At 42.2% G+C, this 21,023-nt stretch carries 20 protein-coding genes; 3 read left to right on the top strand and 17 right to left on the bottom strand.

The window, feature by feature from the left end; genetic code table 11:
• Nucleotide 1: 1 nt before the first annotated feature.
• From DYI25_RS06520 to DYI25_RS06480, 9 genes are all read right to left on the bottom strand, one after another.
• Nucleotides 2-403 (bottom strand): acyl-CoA thioesterase, encoded by a 402-nt coding sequence (locus DYI25_RS06520; RefSeq protein WP_213367601.1) that lies wholly within the window; start codon nucleotides 401-403, stop codon nucleotides 2-4.
• Between the two features lie 119 nt (nucleotides 404-522).
• Nucleotides 523-1,086, bottom strand: a complete 564-nt coding sequence (locus DYI25_RS06515) for a TetR/AcrR family transcriptional regulator (protein ID WP_213367600.1) — start codon at nucleotides 1,084-1,086, stop codon at nucleotides 523-525.
• A 78-nt stretch (nucleotides 1,087-1,164) separates the two neighbouring features.
• Complete coding sequence (locus DYI25_RS06510; RefSeq protein WP_213367599.1) at nucleotides 1,165-2,778, bottom strand: long-chain-fatty-acid--CoA ligase; 1,614 nt, start codon at nucleotides 2,776-2,778, stop codon at nucleotides 1,165-1,167.
• 40 nt (nucleotides 2,779-2,818) lie between these two features.
• Nucleotides 2,819-3,571: an SDR family NAD(P)-dependent oxidoreductase gene (locus tag DYI25_RS06505; RefSeq protein ID WP_213367598.1), complete on the bottom strand. Its 753-nt coding sequence runs from the start codon at nucleotides 3,569-3,571 to the stop codon at nucleotides 2,819-2,821.
• Nucleotides 3,572-3,715: 144 nt separating this feature from the next.
• Nucleotides 3,716-4,495 (bottom strand): class I SAM-dependent methyltransferase, encoded by a 780-nt coding sequence (locus DYI25_RS06500; RefSeq protein ID WP_213367597.1) that lies wholly within the window; start codon nucleotides 4,493-4,495, stop codon nucleotides 3,716-3,718.
• Between the two features lie 24 nt (nucleotides 4,496-4,519).
• Nucleotides 4,520-5,014 (bottom strand): NUDIX hydrolase, encoded by a 495-nt coding sequence (locus DYI25_RS06495; RefSeq protein ID WP_213367596.1) that lies wholly within the window; start codon nucleotides 5,012-5,014, stop codon nucleotides 4,520-4,522.
• Between the two features lie 142 nt (nucleotides 5,015-5,156).
• Nucleotides 5,157-6,218 (bottom strand): DUF3900 domain-containing protein, encoded by a 1,062-nt coding sequence (locus tag DYI25_RS06490; RefSeq protein ID WP_213367595.1) that lies wholly within the window; start codon nucleotides 6,216-6,218, stop codon nucleotides 5,157-5,159.
• A 171-nt stretch (nucleotides 6,219-6,389) separates the two neighbouring features.
• The gene (locus tag DYI25_RS06485) at nucleotides 6,390-9,527 is read right to left on the bottom strand and encodes an AAA family ATPase (protein ID WP_213367594.1); all 3,138 of its coding nucleotides are present in this window, start codon (nucleotides 9,525-9,527) and stop codon (nucleotides 6,390-6,392) included.
• Nucleotides 9,524-10,669, bottom strand: a complete 1,146-nt coding sequence (locus tag DYI25_RS06480; RefSeq protein ID WP_213367593.1) for an exonuclease SbcCD subunit D — start codon at nucleotides 10,667-10,669, stop codon at nucleotides 9,524-9,526. Before DYI25_RS06480 ends, DYI25_RS06485 begins: the two co-directional genes overlap by 4 nt.
• Before the next feature lie 290 nt (nucleotides 10,670-10,959).
• Between DYI25_RS06480 and DYI25_RS06475 the strand changes: the two genes are divergently transcribed.
• Nucleotides 10,960-11,802 carry an STAS domain-containing protein gene (locus DYI25_RS06475; protein ID WP_213367592.1) on the top strand — a complete coding sequence of 281 codons (843 nt, stop codon included), beginning with the start codon at nucleotides 10,960-10,962 and terminating at the stop codon, nucleotides 11,800-11,802.
• A gap of 51 nt (nucleotides 11,803-11,853) precedes the next feature.
• On the opposite strand, the gene DYI25_RS06470 is transcribed toward DYI25_RS06475, so the two are convergent.
• The 3 genes from DYI25_RS06470 to DYI25_RS06460 all read right to left on the bottom strand — a co-directional run bounded on the left by DYI25_RS06470 (nucleotide 11,854) and on the right by DYI25_RS06460 (nucleotide 14,711).
• Entirely contained in the window at nucleotides 11,854-12,807 is a 954-nt protein-coding gene (locus DYI25_RS06470; protein WP_213367591.1) for a hypothetical protein, read from the bottom strand.
• Nucleotides 12,808-12,959: 152 nt separating this feature from the next.
• Nucleotides 12,960-13,160, bottom strand: coding sequence for a cold-shock protein (locus tag DYI25_RS06465; RefSeq protein ID WP_213367590.1), 201 nt, complete (start codon nucleotides 13,158-13,160; stop codon nucleotides 12,960-12,962).
• 300 nt (nucleotides 13,161-13,460) lie between these two features.
• The gene (locus DYI25_RS06460) at nucleotides 13,461-14,711 is read right to left on the bottom strand and encodes an ATP-binding protein (RefSeq protein ID WP_213367589.1); all 1,251 of its coding nucleotides are present in this window, start codon (nucleotides 14,709-14,711) and stop codon (nucleotides 13,461-13,463) included.
• Between the two features lie 126 nt (nucleotides 14,712-14,837).
• Between DYI25_RS06460 and DYI25_RS06455 the strand changes: the two genes are divergently transcribed.
• Both DYI25_RS06455 and DYI25_RS06450 read left to right on the top strand, forming a co-directional pair.
• Nucleotides 14,838-15,008, top strand: a complete 171-nt coding sequence (locus tag DYI25_RS06455) for a hypothetical protein (protein WP_213367588.1) — start codon at nucleotides 14,838-14,840, stop codon at nucleotides 15,006-15,008.
• Nucleotides 14,998-15,771, top strand: coding sequence for a hypothetical protein (locus tag DYI25_RS06450; protein WP_213367587.1), 774 nt, complete (start codon nucleotides 14,998-15,000; stop codon nucleotides 15,769-15,771). The genes DYI25_RS06455 and DYI25_RS06450 overlap by 11 nt, the downstream gene beginning before the upstream one ends.
• Before the next feature lie 109 nt (nucleotides 15,772-15,880).
• Here DYI25_RS06450 and DYI25_RS06445 read toward each other — a convergent pair whose 3' ends face one another.
• From DYI25_RS06445 to DYI25_RS06425, 5 genes are all read right to left on the bottom strand, one after another.
• Complete coding sequence (locus DYI25_RS06445) at nucleotides 15,881-17,080, bottom strand: thermonuclease family protein (protein ID WP_342032481.1); 1,200 nt, start codon at nucleotides 17,078-17,080, stop codon at nucleotides 15,881-15,883.
• Nucleotides 17,081-17,168: 88 nt separating this feature from the next.
• Entirely contained in the window at nucleotides 17,169-17,846 is a 678-nt protein-coding gene (locus DYI25_RS06440) for a hypothetical protein (protein ID WP_213367586.1), read from the bottom strand.
• A 119-nt stretch (nucleotides 17,847-17,965) separates the two neighbouring features.
• Nucleotides 17,966-18,922: an ArsA family ATPase gene (locus DYI25_RS06435; protein WP_213367585.1), complete on the bottom strand. Its 957-nt coding sequence runs from the start codon at nucleotides 18,920-18,922 to the stop codon at nucleotides 17,966-17,968.
• An 11-nt stretch (nucleotides 18,923-18,933) separates the two neighbouring features.
• Complete coding sequence (locus tag DYI25_RS06430) at nucleotides 18,934-19,197, bottom strand: cory-CC-star protein (RefSeq protein WP_213367584.1); 264 nt, start codon at nucleotides 19,195-19,197, stop codon at nucleotides 18,934-18,936.
• A 60-nt stretch (nucleotides 19,198-19,257) separates the two neighbouring features.
• The gene (locus DYI25_RS06425; protein WP_213367583.1) at nucleotides 19,258-21,000 is read right to left on the bottom strand and encodes a carbon starvation CstA family protein; all 1,743 of its coding nucleotides are present in this window, start codon (nucleotides 20,998-21,000) and stop codon (nucleotides 19,258-19,260) included.
• Nucleotides 21,001-21,023: the final 23 nt, after the last annotated feature.

Below are 21,023 nucleotides of genomic sequence, written 5' to 3'. Positions count from 1 at the left end.
TTTAAACGGGCAATAAATAGCTTTTCAGTCCTTCTTTCAGCAATTCGGGCAAAGCCTCACTCTTTTGGTTTGCAAAATTATAGTAAACAATTATTGCGTTTCCCTTTGCAATCAATTGCTGGGTTTGCGAGCAAACAATGTCATGTTCAAGCTGGAAGCTTTTTGAACCAATTCTTGATACATAAGTTTTTACAGTTAATAGCTGGTCGAAATAACCCTGGCTGACAAAATCACATTTCGTAGAAGCTAAAATGAATTTCCAGTCATTCAATTCCATGCTGTAGCCTAATAACTCAAAAAAACGGATCCTTGCTTCCTCCAGATAGACAAAATAACTGGTATTGTTAATATGTCCTAATGCGTCCGTCTCGCCAAATCTGGCTTGAACCTGGATTTCCTGCATTAATCTCCCCTCTTTCTATGTGATGTATTTTCAGATGAATCTTTCTCGTACTAACCGGTTGGTATGTAAGTGGCATAGAAAAAGGCCCGGCTTGCATAAGCCTCTTTCTATTTTATTCTTCAATTGACTTCGATTCCCTTTAGGATCATCTCGACAAAAATCTCGGCTACTTCCCGATCAGAAACCTTTCCTAGTGGATTGAACCACTGGTAGCTCCAGTTTGCAGCACCGAGTATCCCGAATGTAACGATGATGGGATTCAAATCCTTTCGGAATTCGCCACTGTCAATTCCCTTGCGAATCAGCAGTTCCACGTTCAGTCTGAATTGGTCCCGCTTCTCGACAATTTGTGCCAATCTGTCATCACTCAAGTGACGCATTTCCCTGAAAAAGATTTTTGCAGATGCCCCTTTGGATTTGATGCTGCTAATTAGCATATAAACGATATCGAACAATTTTTGCTTGCTTGTTGTCGGTTCTGAGAGAATTTCTTCCTGACGGCCTAATAACTCGTCAATATATCTGAGATGTATATCCATCAGTAATTCTTCTTTGCTGGAAAAGTAATAATAAAATGAACCTTTTGTCACACCAAGAGAGTCAACGATATCCTGGATAGATGTCTCGCTGAAGCCTTTTTTCTCAAATAATTTAATGCTGTGTGCTGTTATTTTTTCTTTCACTTTGCTGTCCTCGCAATCCTACTAGTCTGCACAAAATTATACCATATTTTACCCCCTGTCCCATTGAGATTAAAGCATTTATTTACTTTTTACTTCTTCTCTCAGGGCTCTCCGTAAAATCTTCCCCACACTTGTCTTTGGCAGTTGTTCACGGAATTCGACCACGTTTGGAATCTTGTATGCAGCCATATTTTGTCGGCAAAATTCCTTGATCTGAGCTTCATCTGCTTCCTTTTCGGCTTTTAGCACGATCACTGCTTTGACTGCCTCACCACGATATTCATCCGGTACGCCAATGACAACGGCCTCTTGTACAGCTGGGTGTTCATATAATACTTCCTCAATATCACGTGGGTAAATATTGTAGCCGCTCGCGATAATCAAGTCTTTTTTTCGGTCGACAATATATAGATATCCTTCTTCATCAACCTTCGCGATATCTCCGGTATAAAGCCACCCATTCCTCAATGTGTTTGCCGTCTCTTCTGGCATATTCCAGTAGCCCTTCATAACCTGTGGGCCTTTGATGATTACTTCGCCCATTTCTCCGGCTGGTACTTCTTCTGTTCCTGTTGCCAGGTCGACAATTTTGTATTCTGTTGACGGCATGCCGATGCCGACACTGCCAGCTTTTCTTTCCGCAAAGCTTGGGTTGCAGTGTGTAGTAGGAGATGCTTCCGAGAGGCCATAGCCTTCCAGAATCTTAGAACCGGTTTTTCTCTCGAATTCCTTTAATAGCTCTACAGGCATTGGCGCGCTCCCGCTGTTGCAAATTTCAATGCTGCCGATTCCATACTCCTCTGCCTTTGGATGGTTCGTAATCGCGACATACATCGTCGGGACCCCCGGGAACATAGTTGGCTGCTCATTTTTAATCGTATTCAACACCTCTTCCAGGTCAAAGCGCGGCAGCAAAATAATTTCTGCCCCTGTATAGATTGATAGATTCATACAGGCCGTCATTCCAAATACGTGGAACAGAGGGATTACAGTCAACGAGCGTTCTTGTCCAGGTTTTATGTCATTCTTGAAAAATTCATGGGATTGCAGGACATTGGCAAGTAGATTCCGATGGGTCAGCATCGCTCCCTTGGATCTTCCTGTCGTCCCGCCTGTGTACTGCAGCACAGCGACATCCTCGGCAGGATCAACATCCACCACTGATGTCCTGCCGCTGCTTTCTGATAAAAACACTTCAAATTTTGTATCTGGGACAAACTCATGTCCAGAAGGCTGGAGACTGACAACGATGATGTTTCTAAGGTTGGTTGATGCCTGAACACTTTTAACTTTGGCATATAGCGCATCAAATACAACAATGGTCTCCGCACCTGAATCATTGAGGATATATTCAAGCTCCCTTTCAACGGACATTGGATTAACCTGGGTGACAATTGCTCCTGTGGTCAATATACCAAAATATGAAATTATATATTGAGGGCAGTTCGGAAGCATGATGGCAACCCTGTCTCCAGCCTCCATTCCTCTGTTTTGCAGTGCTGAAGCAAAATGTGTCACAGCCTGGGACAATTGTTCATAGGTGACTTTTCTGCCATAGAAGGATAAAGCATTGTTATGAGGATACTTCTCTGCTGATTCTCGAAGCATTTGCGGCAAAGATTTTTCTGGAATATTGATCGTGGATGCAATGGAGTCAGGATACTTGGAAAGCCAGGCATTTTTCTCGCTCATTTAATTTCCCCCATTCAAAATTTAACTTAAGTGTATATGGCTAAAATGTCAGTCCACCGCCGTCGACTGACAAAGTGGCACCAGTAATAAAAGAAGCTTCATCGGAGGCAAGGAATAGGACCGCATTAGCGACTTCATCAGGTGTTCCGATTCTGCCTAAAGCATTAGCCCTCGAAATGAGGGGCCATTTCCGCTCATCATTTTTCCAGCCTTCTATAATCTGCGTATCGATAACACCCGGGGCAATTGCATTTACACGGATACAGTCCTTGCCGTATTCTAACGAAGCATTTTTGGTCAGCAGGATGACGCCAGCCTTGGATGCGTTGTAAGCTGCAAGATATTTTTGACCCTTGATCCCAAGCAAGCTTGAAGTATTGATGATTGCTCCTCCACCAGCCTTTTTCAGTTCTGGAACAGCATACTTAATTCCGAGAAAAACGCCTTTAAGATTTATATCAATGACCCGGTCCCAATCCTCTTCCTCGAGATCAATGCTCCTAACGTCCGGATTGCCTATGCCTGCGTTATTAAAGAGAATATCTAGCTTCCCGTAGGTTTCAACAGTTGCAGAAATGAGTTCTTTCATCTGATTGGAATCGCTTACATTTGTCTCAATAAAAAGAGCTTTGCCTCCCTGTTGTTCAATAAGCTGAGCTGTCTCTCGCCCGCCATCACAGTTTACATCTGCGATCACAAGCTGAGCTCCTTCAGCTGCAAAGCGAAGTGCAGTTGCACGTCCTATTCCGCTGGAAGCGCCAGTAATGATTGCCGTCTTGTTTCCTAATCTCATTTTATTCCCCCTAAAGATTTCTACTAACCGGTCAGTATGTACTGTTAACTTTATTATAACGTTTATATTGAAATATTCAACTATTAGTCTAAATATTCTAAAAATACAATAAAACGCCCTAAGCATTTTTAGGGCGTAACTAATTCAGAGCTTTATTTTAACTGCTTTTGTTGCGACAAAACATTTAATATATTCATCCAGTGGCCTTCTGCCGCCGAAATCGTCTTCGTACAATCCAGCGATGACAAATCCCGCATCGACTTGCCCCTGTATCTGGTCTTCTAATGTATGGAAGAATTCGATTGTATTGCCTGATTTAATATATTCCTCTTTTTGATGCTCTGTCAGGTAATCCATTGATGAACCGGGAATTTTATTCTTCACCACGAGATTCCCTTTCATGTCTTCTTCGTCATCAAAGATGAATAAGAGAGGATTTGTAAAACCGGATATAAGCGTTCCTTTGTTCTTCAAAACTCTTGATGCTTCCTTCCACACCGGGGAAATGTCTTCGACGAATACATTAGCCACCGGGTGGATGATCATGTCAAATTCCTCATCATTGAACGCCGACAGATCTGTCATACTGCATTGTAAGGTACTTAAATGAAGTGCATCTCTTCTGGCGACAAACTCATCCTGCCCCAGCTGTTTTTTTGAAATATCAACAACTGTCACATCAGCTCCCGCCGCAGCCAGAACAGGCCCCTGCTGTCCTCCCCCCGAAGCAAGACAAAGAACTTTCAATCCTGCCATTGATTGCGGAAACCAGTTTCTTGGGACCGGTTTTCCAGTTGTCACGGTAACTTTCCATTCACCTGCTTTGCTTTTTTCAATAATTTCTCTAGAAACTGCCTTGGTATATACTGATTCACTTTCAACCTTTTTGTCCCATGCAAGACTATTTTGTTTAACTGCATCCATTCCATTCATCCTTACTATATTAATCTATGATTTTTCGCTGGCTGCGCAGCTTAAAATGTGCTCATACAGCTCGTGCCATTCATGATAATATTCACGTACCTGGCCTATATTGACAAAAATTCGTTCTGAGGATTCGTATTCTGCTTCGAATTTATGTACTTCTGTTATGTCCATCCGATAAAACACCTGAAAGCCAATTTTAGGGTAAGGACTATTATCATTCCATTGCGAGTTTTCACTATGATCCACAATAATAGAGCCTAAAAGCGTGCAATCCCCAGAAACATAGGCCTCTTCCATAGTCTCTCTCTTAAAGCATTCCTCAGCAGATTCACCATCCTCAATATGGCCGCCAGTCATATCCCATCCGCGATGATTCAAGTTTACCAGCAGCACCATATTCTCTAAAAAGCAGAATCCATGTACACTGCTGATCAAATCCCTTGGTGGAAGTTGATCACTTTTTTTCCAGGTTAACTTTACCCTTGCATTATTCCAATTTACATATGTAGTAATCAACCAATATCCCCCTTGCTGCTAAACTATCATCCCTTCTTTCCAATTGTAACCAAAATATGCAGTTGATGACAAGGGTGTAAAAAAGCATTGGCAATGCGCCAATGCTTTTTGTGTGATAGTAGATCTAGCATTTTTATTTTGGTTAGCTCTTTTGCCGGATTCTCTCAACAACTGTACCGATTTCATCCGGTTTTGCAAATTCGACAGGAGAAAAGCCTTTTTCGAAGGTAATAGTATCTGCTTCGATCATGATGACATACTTCCCATTAACCTTTGCCAGATGGATGCTGTCACCGTAATCAGCCAGCAAGCCTTTAACCGAAATATGATCGAGCTTCATTTTCAGTTCCAGTTCAGGGGTATGCTCGATAAGCTGTGCAGCCGCTTCAATGACCTGCTCGGGCTCGAAGCGTTCCTGGAGCTCGCGCTTGTCGCTGGCCGCCCATATTTCCATGGCGTTTTCAAGCTGCTCCCGTTCTTCACTTTCTGGCTCAAATGTTTCTTCCATATGCCCGCGCACCATTTCTATGACCTGGGTCTTTACGATTTCCGGCATCGACTGGCCATACTCCACAAATTTCAGGAAGTCTTCAAAATAACGTGCATGGGAAGACTGGTTGATTTTCAGTTCATTATCCTGGATCATTCCCTCTTCTGGCATATAGGGATACTGTATTGATTTCATATTTTTAGTCGTTATCGCCATTTCCACCTGTCGGATCAATGTAGATTCATCCGAAATGGATGCTACTTTTGGTTCAAAATCACATTTCAGGATAAAAACAAATGCATCATCAAAATATTTGCGAAGCTTAGCCCTTGCTACAATGAAAGCCCCGCCTCTTACTGCGCTTGTATCAACGTAAGCAATAGCGAATTTTTCGCTCTCTTGCTGAAATACTTCCTTTGATTCCGCAAAACGTACACGATGGAATTGATTGTAATTTGGATTGGATGTTAAATCATGCCCATCCTCAACTATGAAGTAGCCAAGCTTAGTAGGAACTTCATCTGTTTTGGGATGGCGTTCTACCTTGCGCTTGACGATTTTAGTGAACTCCCCGTCGAGAAAATCCTTCAGATGACTAGATTCATATTCTTCCTCATTCAATGTCTGGAAATGCTTATACCTTTTATCTGCCTGCTCGCCTTTGCCTTCTACCTGTACAACGTAAAATGATAAGTATTGAACTTCAAAATCCATGTTAAAACTCCCTGCTGACATATTTCTGTAACGTATTCGTATGTTTTTTCTTCCTGTATTCCAGCTCTCTAGGAGTAGGCATCCAAACCATAAGGCTCGTAATTCCGGTTGTGAAAGCTGCTGTGTAATCGCGAAAATACAGCACCTCTTTCAAGATGCTGTATTCGATAGTTAATTCATTAAATGAAACTCTGTTTTGCTTCCGGTTTGGCTGGATATGACCTCTAGCCTTGCGTCGATCCGTTCCTTTAGCTCTGGTACATGGGAGATGATTCCGACAAGTCGGCCGCTGCTCTGGATATCGATTAATGCTTCTATGGCCTGGTCCAGAGACTCTGGATCAAGGGTTCCGAAGCCTTCATCTATGAACATTGTCTCTAATGAAACTCCACCTGCGTAATTCTGGACCACATCGGCAAGTCCCAGCGCTAGTGATAACGCAGCCTTGAAGCTTTCTCCTCCAGACAATGTCTTTACATGCCTCTCCTGTCCGGTATATGCATCCAAAACCAAAAGCTCCAATCCACTCTGTACATTTCCTTTTGAACGATCAGTCTTCCGTAATAAGCGGTATCGTCCGCTTGTCATCTTGCTGAGCCTTATATTTGCCTCAGCAAGTATATCATCAAGGAAAGCTGCCAGGACAAAACGTTCGAACGTAATCCTGTATGTGTTCTGGCCTTTTGAAATTTCGAATAAATGGCCGACCAGCTTGTATTTTTCCTCAAACACCTTCATCTGCTCATTCAAGGATAATACATGCTCAAGTATAGACTGATTATCGCGTTTTTTCAGGTTTAGATCCTGATATGCTTCATCTGTTTCTTTGATTATTTTATTTAATTGTGCAAATTCTGTTTGAAGAGTTTCCATATCAGGCTTTTTGATGTCTTTAAGCGTATCGGAAAGCTCTGCGAAGCGGTCTGTAACAGATCTCACTTCTTCCCGATAATTTTTGATTTCTGTATCAAGCTGTTGAATAGCCTGTTCTGTTATTTTCGCCTGGTGATATGCCTGATAGTTTTCAAAGCCCTGAGCTGTCATATTGTTTTTGAATGTTTCCCGTTCGGCAGTCAATTGTGAATCTACTTCTTTCAATCTCTTTTCAGTCACTTCACAACGGGCTTTTTCGGTTCCCAGAAGTTCTTTCGCTTCCTGGAAATTCTTCCGGGCCTGCTCCAGTTCCTCATCCAGCTGCTTCTGCAAGAGTCCAGCTGATTTCAGTTTTGACTCGTACACTTGCAGTGAGCGAAGCTGTTCGGGTATTTTCTCTGTCATTCTCTCGAGAGTGGTCTTCTTTTCAGTGTACTGGATCATCAGGTTTTGATAGCTTTCATCGATTGCTTTTAGCTGCTTCATCAGCCTTTCCCGATCGTCTTCAAGCCTTTTGATTTCAGCTTTGATTTTTTCCAGGCCTTTTAGTTTCACCGAATGTTGTTTCTGTTCATTTTTCAGCTTTTCAACATCACTTTCAGTCAGTAGTACGGTATCAGCTAACTGGTCAACAACAAAGTCAGAGCGGAATTTAACGATCTCAGCAATCATTTCCTCTCCTGTTTCGATCATTGACCTTAGTGTCGTATCTGCCTCGATATATGATTTTTCAGCAGCGCTCTTTTCTCTCTCGATACCTGTAATCTGCTCCCGTGCAGCTTTTAGATCTTCTTCGGTCGGAATAAAGCCTTCACTTGCTTTCGCAGGTTCAGGATGATGCTCTGATCCGCAAACAGGGCAAGCACCACCATCATTCAGTGAGGCAGCCAAAACTGCAGCCTGTGAATGCAGCCATTTTTGTTCAAGCTCTTCTACTGCGGCTTTGGCATCGTTCAGTCTGGAAACAGCCTGGTTAAAAATGCCTTTGCTGGCTTCAAATCTTGCTCGAATCTCTTTCACTTTCTGGTTATGGTTCCCAAGTCTATTCAATTTGTCCAATTCGAGAAGCAGCTTTTCCAATTTTCGGTCATTCTCCAGATAAGTAATCTGAGCCTTTTCGGCATCTTCCTTTTCTGTCAGTAAGGATTTGAGGCGCTCTTCAGCTGCCTTGAGCTGGATTTCATCCTTCTCCCGGCCCTGTACTGTTGATTCCAGCAATCGCTTTATCTCATTGAAATGTGATGCTGTGCTGGCAAATGCATATACATCTTCCTTCATATGCTCAAGTTTACTAACCTGTTCAGCAGCTGCTTTGCGCTCAGGTTCCCGATCAATTTGTTTTTGATGTTCCTTTTCCGTTGCAGAAAGTCTTTCTGTTAGCTGTTCAATTCTTTTCGTGATAGCATTCACCTGGTTTGTCACCGCGTCAAAGTCTGCCTTAAGTCTGTGGCAAAGCTGTTCCTGTGAATCCAGTAGGGCAGCTTTTTTTGCGAGCGTTGTTTGTTTTTCTTTTTCTGCAAAAAGATCCTTTTGTGATTCCAGCTTTTCCTTTGTCGCCTTCAGGGATTCAAGTGATTGGATTTGTTTCAAAGTTGCTTCAGCTTCGAACAAACGTTGCTGCATCTTGTCGCGATTCAATTGAAGCTTTTCACGGTCCTTGTTCAGGTCATCAAGTTTTGTTTCCATTGCACCAATTTCTTCTTTTAAAAGCGGAAGGATCAGGACATCATTTGTGCTGCCGGCTTCTACATACTCCTTCAATTCATCATTTTCAACAGCCTTAATGCTGCGAAGTGCAGAATTCCTTTTTTCAACCTGGTCCTCAACCGATTTTTTCAACAACGTTGCTTCTTCTTTAAGCTTATCCTCTACTCGTTTATAGATTTCGGTATGGAAAAGTCTTTGCAGTATGACTTCCTTTTCCTTACTGTCCGATGTTAAAAGCTTACGGAACTCTCCCTGTGGAATCATCAGAATCTGCCGGAATTGATTGCTGTCGATGATCATGATCTCCTTGATCTTTTCATCCACTTCTCGGACATTTGAAGCAAGCAGTTGCAGTTCTCCGTTTTCATCAATCAAATAAAATTCTGCTTTAGCACCGACACTTGTTGTTCCTTCACCAGACCTCTTTTTCCTTTCCTGCTGCGGAGACCTGGTAATCCTGTATGTCTTTTGGCGCAAAGAAAACTCAAGCGTAACTTCAGTCAATAACTCATCATCAGCAAATTGGCTCCGCAAATCGGGGCCATTACGGTCCTCACCGCTTGCCTTGCCGTATATCGCATAACTGATTCCGTCAAAAATGGTTGTCTTTCCAGATCCTGTTTTACCTGAAATGACAAACATCGTTCTGTTCTCAAGCTGTTTGAAATCAATCGTTTCCGTACCGGCATATGGCCCGAAAGCCTGCATCGTCAGTTTCAGAGGTTTCATTTTTGACCCTCCTCCTTCAATACTTTGCCAATCACATCTGTCATGACTCCTCGTTTATCTTCAGTAAATTCACTTGTCGTCATTTCCTTGTAAAACTGTTCGAAAAGCTCTAGTTCTGACTTTTTCTCTTCTTTGATTGATTTAAAGTGTTGCTTATGCTTCTGATCAATTGATTCGATTTTACGCTCTAGGTGGAGGACATTCGGGAAGACCTGGCGCAGTTTGCCCATCGGGTCGATCATGGCCCCATCATCAAGCAAAGTTACTTTTAAATAATCACTGGTATTTTCTTTTTCATAAAAGGATGGATCCAAAAGCTGTTCAAGGTGACCTTCCAATTCGCGCATATCTTGCTTCGGTTTCAGGGTCTTGTAGCGCATTTCAAAACTGCCGTTTTCATTCATTTCTACGATTGAAATCGATTTGCGCTGCTTTGCCTCTGAAAATGAATATTTTAATAGGGAGCCAGAGTATTTTATCTTGTCATGCTTGATTGCATCTGGGCTGTGAAGATGCCCCAGTGCTGTAAAAGCGAATGGATCAAAGAGATCCTGCGTGACACAGCCAGAACCTCCGACCGACAAAGAGCGCTCTGAATCACACGAGTCACCACCAAGTACGAAAGCATGTCCAACAAAAACATTTGCTTCGTCTGGATTAAGGTTTTCTTCAATTTTGCCAATCACTGCCTTCATCGCATCCTGATGCGAATGAATTGAAGAATCGCCTAGCATATGGCGGACCATGCCAGTTTCAGCATAAGGGACTAGATAAAAATTGACCCCGTTTATATGTACAGGCCTAAAGTCATTCGTCAATTTGCCGGTAAGGTAAAAATGGTTGTGGCGGTACCATGAGCTGCCAAATGAAAGACGTTCTGCACTGTCGTGGTTCCCTGCAATCGCAACAATCGGCGTGTTCAGTTCCACGTTGATCCTGAAGAGCACTTCATCAAGAAGTTCTACTGCATCAGTAGGAGGTACGGACCTGTCATACAGATCCCCTGCAATCACAACAGCATCAGGCTGTTCGTCGGCAACAAGGTCAACAAATTGATTCAATACCTCACGCTGGTCTTCAGTCATATACATACCGTGTACAAGCTTTCCAAGATGCCAGTCACCTGTATGGATAAATTTCATGCCAATTCCCCCCTGTTTTTTAAAAAGTTGTCTATTTTAATTTTCGTTAAAAGTCTTTTTGGACAATGTTACTATTATATCAAATTCAAAATTTTAATGGACATTCAAAAAAAGGAAAGATTACTAGAACGTTTGTTCTAATTCTATCAGATATCCCCTTTAAATTCTACCTAAATTTTCCTCCAGTATAGTATATTGTTATACTATTAGTGATTAATTTTGAAATTTGACTTTTCATTTATTCTTTTCGACAATAGATGTAACGACTATACAATAAAGCAGGGATTTAAATGGAGCCAAAAACAGAGGCGTTATATAAGTTTCTTGTCGACAATGCGACGAATTTTACCGAGGATTGGTTAAAACGGCAGCGTGTTATTAAGGGGTCGGATTACTCTGCTGACGCCCCGCTAGATGTTATGAACAGGGTGAAGGAACAGAATTCAAATTATGTCCGCCTTGTGGCCAAATCACTTTATCAGACAGAGGAAGAGATGAAGGAAACCATTTCAGCCTGGACGAGCCAGACTGCAGCTGACCGTATTAAATCAAAAACTGACCTGACAGAAGTAGCATGGAATTCCGGTGTCTTCCGTCGAGTTTACTGGGAATATGTCCAAAGATTCGTAAAACAGACGGAAATGGAAATCACATTGGACGACGTTTTTACATGGGAAAAAAAGATTAATTATACGCTGGATTATGTCTTCGAAACCTTTATTGTTGTTTTCATGGAAATCCTTATGAATCGTTTAGCCTCTCAAGCAAGCTTAATTAAGGAATTGAGCGCACCTGTTATTAGCTTGTCAAGGGAAATCGGCCTTCTGCCATTGATTGGTGAAATCGATACAACGAGGGCAAAAGGCTTGATGGAATCAACTCTTACACAAAGTATCGATGCCAGGATCAATACCCTGATTGTTGATCTTTCAGGAGTGGTGATGGTTGATACGATGGTCGCTCATCAAATCTTCAAGCTAATGGATGCACTAAAGCTGCTTGGTGTACAAACCATTGTTACAGGGATCCGGCCAGAGGTTGCACAAACAGCAGTCCAGTTGGGAATCGATTTTTCAAGTATTACAACAGAAGGTAATCTGCAGAATGTAATCAAAAAAATCATAAAAAGCTAAAAAGCTAAAAAGCTAAAAACCTGCTAGCAGATGTTAGCAGGTTTTTCGTATTTATGATGAACATCCTCCACCACAGCTTGAACAACTGCTAGAACAGCTGTGGCCACCTCCATCGTTATGTGAATCATTGATTCCTCCGGAACCGCAAAAAACGGCACTGCAGCCCGATGTTCCATGAGCCTGGTTGGAATACGCGTATACTTGAGTATAGTCCCAGTACTCATCAAAGTAGTAGTATGAATAAAACACCATGACCAGGCTTAATCCTGATAGGTCACCAAAAAGGGCTGGTCTTCCAAAAGAGCCTTTCCTATCCATCGTATAAATATCTTGCGCTTTTCTCAACTGTGACCTTAGCTTGGTGATCAAATAATTCACTAACTCTTGATTTTCCTCATTAACATTAAAAAATTGTTTTTTCAGCTCAACGTCACTAAGTGACTCGATTCTTTGAAGGACTTCCACATCCATTGGATAATGGAAAAAGTCACCCCATGCCTGCCAAGTGTATTCTGTTATATCAAATAGCTGCGCGAATACCCAATCAAAGAATGCCCTTTGCTGCGGTGCCGGCTCCGGCTCTAAATTTGGGGTGTGATGAAGCATTTTGCCAAGGTATTTCTCAGAAAAAGATTCATATTGCTTTGTGAACATCAGCATCTCATGCCAAACCTCATCGACCTTGCTGCTGAACATTGGCGTGTTTTTCATGACCGAATTGAGGAAGAAATATCGTTTTAGTTCAAATAGACGCCACTCGAATTCATCATCGGAAACCTCGGGATGGTCGCTTAAAAAGCGTAGTTTCACTTGATTGATATACTCATACGGTAGTGCGTTCTCCAATTTATTCAGGATAGCAGAAGCCGGCACAACTTCCAGCAAGCCAAGGCGGTCCGGGATGCTCTCCTTCAATAAAACTTTCTTTTTGCTTCCATTGCCAGAGAAATAAGCAATGGCAAAAAGTATCCCTGCTCCAGCCGCAATTGTTAAGAAGACATCCATTATCATACACCTCACCTTGTGGAATAGTTGTTAACGATATTACGTTTTCCATAATGGAAAGGTTTCAAAAAAATTGGAAATTTTGGTGCATAAAAAGCCCAGCCAGATGGCTGAGCTAAAGAATAAGCTTGAGATTGATAGTTTAGTGAAAATTATAGTTTAGTAACGTTAGCAGCTTGCGGTCCGCGAGCACCTTCAACAACCTCGAAAGATACTTCCTGGCCTTCTTCTAATGTTTTGAAACCCTCTGTTTGAATAGCAGAGTAATGTACGAAAACGTCATTGCCGTCTTCAGATTCGATGAATCCAAAACCTTTTTCTGCATTGAACCATTTAACTTTACCGTTTTTCATGTAAAAAATCCTCCTAGATCGGCCGAACAAGCCATGATTTAAATTTAGCAAATCACAACGACTAGTTCCTCATACATGACCTATTCAAACGTCTGAAAACATTAGAATAAGCAAATTGCATAGTGCCTAATACGTGTGCAATCAGCTAATTTCAATATAGCAACCATGAATTTCGTTGTCAACAAAAGACAAACCTGACAAATTATTGTTGGTGGAGAATTTATTATACAAGTTCTTTTCTATGAAGTTTAGTTGTAATAAACAATCTAAAAATCCTCCCAATTCTATGGAAGGATCATGTTACTTGTCATCTACTATATTGCTGAAGCGGATATGGAAGGTTGTCCCTATGCCAACCTGGCTTTTAACTTCTACCTTACCTCTCATCGCACGTATGATGCTGAATGTTACCATCATGCCAAGACCTGTTCCTTGCTGCCCTTTTGTCGTGTAATATGGTTCACCCAGGCGGGCAATTTGTTCTTCAGTCATGCCGATGCCTGAATCCTTCACGAGGATATGGACCACATTTCCGGTGCGAAACGTCTGGACAATCAGTTCTCCGCCATTAGGCATGGCCTCCAAACCGTTCTTGATCAGGTTGATGAATCCTTGTATGAATTTCGAACGGTCCCCTGAAATTACTAATCCTGGAGTATACTTTTTCTTTATTTCTACACCATTCAGATTAGCCAATGGATTTAGGACATTTAGTACCTGGTTCAATTCCTTTTCGACGTCTATATCTTCCACTTTTTCAAAGGCTGGCCTTGCAAAGGTAAGATAATCATTGATGACTTCTTCGGCACGATTCAGCTCCTGGATAGAAATATGGATGAATTCCTTTTTCTTTTCGTCAGGATAGTTCTGTTCACCAAGAAGCTGGAGAAATCCTTTCACTGTCGTTAATGGATTGCGGATTTCATGGGAAATAGCCGCGCTTAAATGGCTGACAGCCTCGATTTTATCAGCTTTCGCCAGCCTTTGACGGATAATCACTGTTTGCCGAATCGTTTCAATTGAGTAACTGACTAGACCTGAAGTTAGGGCGGGAATCAAAATAAAACTGATCCAGGCTTCTGGGTGTCTGATTGGTTCGTTGAATATAGCGACCATCTGCATCAAAGCAAATGAGGTCATCACGGTCAACAGAACGGATACACCAATCCTTTGATTCAAGGAAAGTCTGTTGAACCAGGGATGCATCCATTTAAGAAGGATCGCAAGAGCAATAAAGACTCCTACGGATACCCAGAAACCATCATTTATTCCCAAAAATCCGCGCATTAAGAGGGTTACCCCTGCAAATAGAAAACTATGGCCAGCATAAAGACTGCCAAGGATCATCGGTACTTGGCGAAGATCAAAACGAATGCCGTCTTGCACTTGAACCGAAAAAATATAACATGTAAAAATTGATATAACGAAATAGAATAATTGATACCTTTCTCGGCTCTCTTCCTTTAATTGCCTTTCCATGATTAACTGGGTGAAAAAAAGCAGGACAAGAAGTAGCGAGAGATTCATTAATAAATGTTTTGTAATTTCCACTGCAGCACCACCATAAGTATTCATTAAGATAGTATTATAATCCAGTGGACATCGCAAATTTTATCCATTATGACCTATCTATTCCATGTCTTTTGTTTTATATTGGGAAAAAGAGAGGTGTTTCATATGTTGACCTGGATCGTTATTGTTTTGCTTCTGTTAATACTCATTGATGTTGTAAGACTGCATAGAAAGATTGATAGGTTGAATAATCATCTATACCCAGTAGCACCACCACCAACGGATGAGGAAATCGAAAAGATGCTTACTTCGAAGAATACAAGCTATGAAAAATAAATGGCTCCCATACGGAATCGTCCTTTTAGCGATACTAATGATCTTTACAATGGATAAATTTCGAACCCTTTTACCAGAACAGCAAGAAGAATCATCTTTCAGTATTCCGGAGGCTCAGATCACCATCGCAGGTCAGGAAGTATTACATAAATCAGGTACCTTTGCATGGGTAGAAAAAGGTACTGGACCTGTCGTAGACCAAGACGAGCCACCTATTCTGTTCCATGATTTGCTTCCAGTCAGCGCGAAGCCATTCAGCAAAATGATGGTTGCGTTCTCTGAAGAAGCTGGAATTAATACAATATCTGTTTACCGCTCCAGGGGAGATTTGGAGATGGGCAGCCAACCCTTCGAAACGATTTTCGATAATACCTATACTTTTAACAATGTGGCTGGACTGAGTACCGTAATCATTCAAGCCTCCAGGGGAGACCAAGTCTACCATTATACTTTTCCATTAATCATAGAAGAATTGGTTACTTATCAGGGACAACTTGCCGAAGAACAAGGCTATTTGGCTGTACTTGAACTCTATAAACCAGAAGCACAGCAGGAAAATTGGGCTCTCGAACAGGTAAATAACCAATATGTACATAAAGCACATTCCTTGCAGGTTAACAGCCTTGAGGAAGCACGCCGTAAATTCTCCGATTTAAAAATAGATGCACTGCCGTATTACGCCATCTTCAATCATGAAAGATTGCTTTATGAGTCAAATAATCGGGAGGATTTCTTCAAGATGTTAAAAATAGCGGCACCTTGAGAAGAGCTGGCACAATCGTTCTGGGCAGAGAAAACCTTTGTTAGATTAGTAAACGCCATACATAATGGATGACGGACAGATTTTCTGGTTTTCCCGCGATTTGTGTCCGTCATTTTCGCTTGCTTTTTTTATTTTTAAAAAGATGGAGTATTTCCAATAGTAGCAGAAGCATTGTGATGTAGCATATAAAAGCATAAATTACGCTTAGGAACAGGTTGAGCGGCCATTTTTTGCTCCACATCCGATGGGCAATTAGCGTCCGCTTGCCCATTGCCTTTTTTAAGGGAATGGTGAGGTAAAATAATAAGGCGAACAATAGGCCGCTGAGAAGGCTGCAGTCCCATTCTTCGTCAACTGTTTCAACCTGATTGGATTCTTGACCTGACTCACGCTGTTGGTCTGCTGAATCGGTATCTTCTTCTGTGTTTTCAGGCTTCTTCTCCTGCTGGCTTTCTTCGCCTACATTTTTTGGTTTTTGCTCCTGCTTGGTTCTTTCTTCCTGCTTTTCAGATTGCTCTTTTGATTGTTCCGTTTGCTCTGCAGGAGAATTAGTAGCTGCATAAATGCCCTTTCCATTTTCTTTTGCATAATCCATTGCGGACCAGATGCGATTTTCATACTTATAGCTGCCATAATCGTAAAAATCTTCGACCAGGCCTGCCTTCGTAATTTCTTCCTGGTGAAGCTTATCTCCTACCCATACCCAGGCAAGAAGGCGGTCATATTTATCGAATAAGCTGCCGCCATCGGTTTCAAGTGTAATATTCCCCTTCTTTAAAAAGGAACATGTATATTGAGCTGCTTCAAGTCCAAACGGCTCCTTCGTCCTAGTGCTTTCCGGTGTATCAATATATAGAAAGCGAGACTTGTAGGCTTTTCCGTTAATAGTAAATACAGCTGTATCTCCATCTGTGCATTCTATTAGTTTAGCATCATATGTTTTTCCAAGCTGCAGATTGCCAGTAGAAGCTGCAGCCTTCGGGGAATCGCTTGATGCAGGGGTGGATTCAGATGGAGTGCTTCCTTCCGCTGGGAAACTATGCCCTTCCAAATCGACTTTAGCTTCGTTTAAACTGGCTTTACAATCTTGATTGCTGTTATATTGCTTAATCAAGCTCATAAGTTCCTGCATATTTGCAGCACTTCTGGCAATTGATGTTGGCTCATGAAGGATATAAACGCAATCGGCATTGCGGAAATGGCCACCCAGTTCATCACGCGAGCCATTATGTGCCGAAACCAGGTTTGGTAAAATAAAAAATGCCATTAGGATGGCAAATATCAAACTATAGTTTTTTATGTAATACACTGTTGCTCCCCCTTTTATCCCTCCTACTATACCAAAAAGAATACTCGTTGAATATAAAAAGCAGCCTCCATTGGAAAGCTGCTCATGGTCAATTTAATTTCTTTTCGATATGATCGTGTGTCATTTCGATTTTTCCCGGTAATACAAACAAATATTGAATCATGTTCTCCAGTAAGTCCATTATTAATTCCGCCATTTCATCATCGAGTTCAGTTTCAAGCTCGAGCATTCTGTGCAGCGCGCCCTCGGGTGCCATTAGCATACTCAATGAACTCACAGGCTTCACCAAATTAATATTTTCGGGTAGACTTTCGAACTGCTGTTCAAGCGTTAAACTTTGGCTTTTCTCCGCTAAAAAATGCCTGAGGATATTCTCAATCACTCGCTTGGCCAGGACAGCAGTTGCTGTGTTTTCCTTTGAATGGTGAACGCTGACAGCAGATCTGTATGCTCTGACCAATTCCTCGGGTATGCGTGGCAAATGTTCAATTTGGTTTAGCGGATGGGTTGAGGTTTTTGGATCATATATGTATACATCAGGCTGGATGTCCTTTTCATTTGTTATGATAATAAACGGTATACTTTGTTTGCAGGATGGACAAATGCTTTCGGTCATCAATCCATGCTTGTTGCTCTGATAGGTCGATTTCAGCAGGAATTCTACCTTTTTCCGGCACTCGGGACAGACAGTTTTGACGTTTTTAGGGATCTTCAAATGCCCGAACTGGCTATAAGCTGTAATAGATCCCGGAAAGATTCGCCTCATTTTTTAGCCCCCTTTTGTATTCAACCGGATATGGTTAATTATAGTTTTCTAATTCCATTTAAATTTATCCACCTTTTTTATTTAACCTAATTAAGTAAAATAAAAACTTTAAATTTTAGCTATAATTGAAATGTTGCCTCGATTTGGTCCCCTAGAATACCCGAAACAAGTTCCAGCGCGGTCAGCGATGAAATGTCATGTTCAAGCAGGGGCAAGAAAATCTGCCTAAGATGCTCGAACTTGTCCCTAATCTCGTCAAGATATAATTTCTCATTCGATCTCCTTTGCGCCATGAACCTGCCATCTGCTTCCTCAGGAATGACTTTGTTGACGACGATTGAGTTAACATGGATACCATGCTGATGCAATGTTTCAATTGCCTTCGAGGTTTCAAGAATTGGCAGTCTTTCTGCGTTCAGCACGAAAATATATTCTGTTTGGGTTTCATCCAGCAGGATTTCCCTTACCCGTTTAAAACGGTTTTTTCGCTCATTCAGCTTGTCATATAAAGGGTCTTCAACGATTTCACCATCGTTCATCCACTGTGCATAGTTTTCGTTCACTTTTTTGCGCCGTTCCAGCAGGCCGTCCATCCAAACGCCCATCAGTTCCGGAAGTGTTAAAAGGCGGATAGTATGACCTGTAGGTGCTGTGTCAAAAACAATGGCATCATAGTTTGTGATTTCCTCAAGAATCAATGAGGTGATTTTGTCGAAAAGTGCTGCTTCTTCAGCACCTGGAGAGGATGCTGCCATATCAATCTGCCTGTTCACCTCTTCCAGCATGGTCGCTTTGACCAGGCCTTTCAAGTTGCCCTTTACTCCATTGATATAGTTCCTAGATTCCTGTTCCGAGTCAATCTCTAGTACATCGAGGTTCAGTGTTGCTTTCTCGATTTTGCCACCACTGAAGTTTTGATGAAATAAATCCCCTGTATTATGGGCTGGATCCGTCGAAACCAGCAAAATCTTTTTCCCTTTTTGCGCAAGGAAAAGTGCCATAGCAGCGGATGTTGTGCTTTTGCCAACGCCGCCTTTTCCACCGATAAAATAAATCTTCTTTTCCAGAATATCCATAACCGTTCCTCCTAACAGCAGCGTATTCCCTCAAGCGGGGATTTTTCCATCCCGGCCCTTAGATGCCAATCATGAAAGCGCTCGATGATGACAGGGTAGAGTTCAAGCGTATAGTAAAATGCCGGATTGGGCAGGCCGAGCATTTCAGAAAAGCAAAGCAGCATAAAAAGGTCTTCTTCATCTCTTAATTCTCGGGCAATTTCGGTCCTGTGCGGCTGTCTGAGAATTTCATCATATACAGCTATGGCACGCTTGAATTGTTCGTAAAAACCCATCACGCTTCCCCCCCCTTTCTAAAAATGACAGTAGAGACCGGTCACCCGGCCTCCACTGTATTACATTTCCTTACTTAATGGCGGTGGATTTTTCCTGCTGAAGGCTGAGATAGCTTCGAGGATGATCCACAATACAAAAATCAGGATCAATCCGCCGATTCCAAAGAGTAGCATATTCATCTCGCCGCTTCCATATCCAGACCACTGGAAAACGACCTGCTGGATCATTGCCCAAAGTGTCATGAAGAATACGAAAACCATCGGGATGAAGGTAACAAGGTAATTTCTTCCCTGGCGCTTTAGCCAGATAGATATAAGCAGTAGGCTTACACCGGCCAAAAGCTGGTTACTCGTACCGAACAAAGGCCACAGTAGATATCCGCCAGAACCGAACCCGTTAGGTCCCTTCGGCAATAGTACAAGCGCTGCACTCGAAACAACTGCAACAGTTGTAGCTACATGAGTCTTAGTCAAAGCCTGGACATTGTATTCACTTCCGATTTCTGCGATGATGTAACGCATCAATCTTACGGAAGTATCCAAAGTTGTCGCCGCAAAGCTGACAACGATGATGGAAACAATCGTCCTCGCGATGTCCGCAGGAATCCAGATACCAGTCGCAAGCTGTGCTGCACCATTGATGAAGTTGCCAAGGCCACCGGCGCTTGCAGCCGCAAAGCTTGAATACGCAGCGGTAAAATCTGCTTTTGTCGCAAAAACGGTGACAACCGCGATAATGGCGATCAAGGCAAGTACCCCTTCTCCAACCGCTCCAAGGTAACCAACAAAACGGGCATCGGTTTCTTTTTCAAGCTGCTTAGAGGATGTCCCTGAAGAAACAAGTCCATGAAACCCGGAAATGGCACCGCAAGCAATCGTAATGAACAATAGCGGGAACCAGGAAACATCGGTAGCTGCTCCATTCATAGCTGGAGCTGTAACCTTAGGCTGGAGGAAAATGAGCCCTGCATATAGGATGAATAAACCTACAACCAACTGGTGTGAATTGATATAATCACGAGGCTGCAGGAGCTTCCAGACTGGCAGTGTTGAAGCAATGTAAACGTAAACCATCAACACGACAATCCAGACTAAGAATGCCATGGATACACCACTTAGACCAAACATGACGGTGTTATCAGCCCCGCCAAAGTATCTCACAAGATCGATTTGCAATGCTGGAACACGGCTGGCAATAATGGCTGCACCATACATGACTGCCAGTGCGATCAATGAAGGTACAAGCATTCCCTTCTTCTTTTTATAAACGGCGTAACCAATCCAAATCGCGAGCGGTATTTGAAGAAATACCGAAAGAACACTCGCAGGGAATTTTACAAACAAGTTCGCAATGACCCATGCAAAAACAGCGTTGACCATCAAAACAAGTATTAAAATAATGAATAAGAACATGATTTTTGCACGTTTGCCAATCAGCTTATTTGTGATTGTACCTACTGATTGCCCCTTATTCCTGACTGAAAGTACAAGAGTTCCGAAGTCATGGACACCGGCAGCGAAGACAGTGCCTAAAATAACCCACAGGAATGCAGGAAGCCATCCCCAATACACAGCGATTGCAGGCCCTACAATTGGTGCTGCCCCGGCTACGGACGTAAAATGGTGTCCCCAAAGGATCATTTTCTTAGTTGGGACGAAATCCACGCCATCCGAATACTGATGTGCAGGTGTGACATAGTTAGGATCCAGACGGTAAATCTTTTCAGCTACCCACTTGGAATAGAAGCGGTAGCCGATCGCAAACACAATCATTCCGATCACAGCTAACCATAAAGAATTCATACATTTAAACCTCCTTTTTATGA

Source organism: Mesobacillus boroniphilus (genome assembly GCF_018424685.1).
Lineage (GTDB): Bacteria > Bacillota > Bacilli > Bacillales > Cytobacillaceae > Mesobacillus > Mesobacillus boroniphilus_A.
Note: the sequence above shows the minus strand (reverse complement) of the source record. Positions and strands in the feature narration are given on the sequence as shown.

Excerpts from the sequence above, each read along its gene's own strand:
- DYI25_RS06485 (WP_213367594.1), bottom strand. The coding sequence starts at position 9,527 with ATGAAACCTCTGAAACTGACGATGCAGGCTTTCGGGCCATATGCCGGT.
- DYI25_RS06465 (WP_213367590.1), bottom strand. The coding sequence starts at position 13,160 with ATGAAAAACGGTAAAGTTAAATGGTTCAATGCAGAAAAAGGTTTTGGA.
- DYI25_RS06435 (WP_213367585.1), bottom strand. The coding sequence starts at position 18,922 with ATGGATATTCTGGAAAAGAAGATTTATTTTATCGGTGGAAAAGGCGGC.
- DYI25_RS06475 (WP_213367592.1), top strand. The coding sequence starts at position 10,960 with ATGGAGCCAAAAACAGAGGCGTTATATAAGTTTCTTGTCGACAATGCG.
- DYI25_RS06455 (WP_213367588.1), top strand. The coding sequence starts at position 14,838 with ATGTTGACCTGGATCGTTATTGTTTTGCTTCTGTTAATACTCATTGAT.
- DYI25_RS06520 (WP_213367601.1), bottom strand. The coding sequence starts at position 403 with ATGCAGGAAATCCAGGTTCAAGCCAGATTTGGCGAGACGGACGCATTA.
- DYI25_RS06450 (WP_213367587.1), top strand. The coding sequence starts at position 14,998 with ATGAAAAATAAATGGCTCCCATACGGAATCGTCCTTTTAGCGATACTA.
- DYI25_RS06430 (WP_213367584.1), bottom strand. The coding sequence starts at position 19,197 with ATGGGTTTTTACGAACAATTCAAGCGTGCCATAGCTGTATATGATGAA.
- DYI25_RS06505 (WP_213367598.1), bottom strand. The coding sequence starts at position 3,571 with ATGAGATTAGGAAACAAGACGGCAATCATTACTGGCGCTTCCAGCGGA.
- DYI25_RS06490 (WP_213367595.1), bottom strand. The coding sequence starts at position 6,218 with ATGGATTTTGAAGTTCAATACTTATCATTTTACGTTGTACAGGTAGAA.
- DYI25_RS06510 (WP_213367599.1), bottom strand. The coding sequence starts at position 2,778 with ATGAGCGAGAAAAATGCCTGGCTTTCCAAGTATCCTGACTCCATTGCA.
- DYI25_RS06480 (WP_213367593.1), bottom strand. The coding sequence starts at position 10,669 with ATGAAATTTATCCATACAGGTGACTGGCATCTTGGAAAGCTTGTACAC.
- DYI25_RS06425 (WP_213367583.1), bottom strand. The coding sequence starts at position 21,000 with ATGAATTCTTTATGGTTAGCTGTGATCGGAATGATTGTGTTTGCGATC.
- DYI25_RS06470 (WP_213367591.1), bottom strand. The coding sequence starts at position 12,807 with ATGGATGTCTTCTTAACAATTGCGGCTGGAGCAGGGATACTTTTTGCC.
- DYI25_RS06440 (WP_213367586.1), bottom strand. The coding sequence starts at position 17,846 with ATGAGGCGAATCTTTCCGGGATCTATTACAGCTTATAGCCAGTTCGGG.
- DYI25_RS06500 (WP_213367597.1), bottom strand. The coding sequence starts at position 4,495 with ATGGATGCAGTTAAACAAAATAGTCTTGCATGGGACAAAAAGGTTGAA.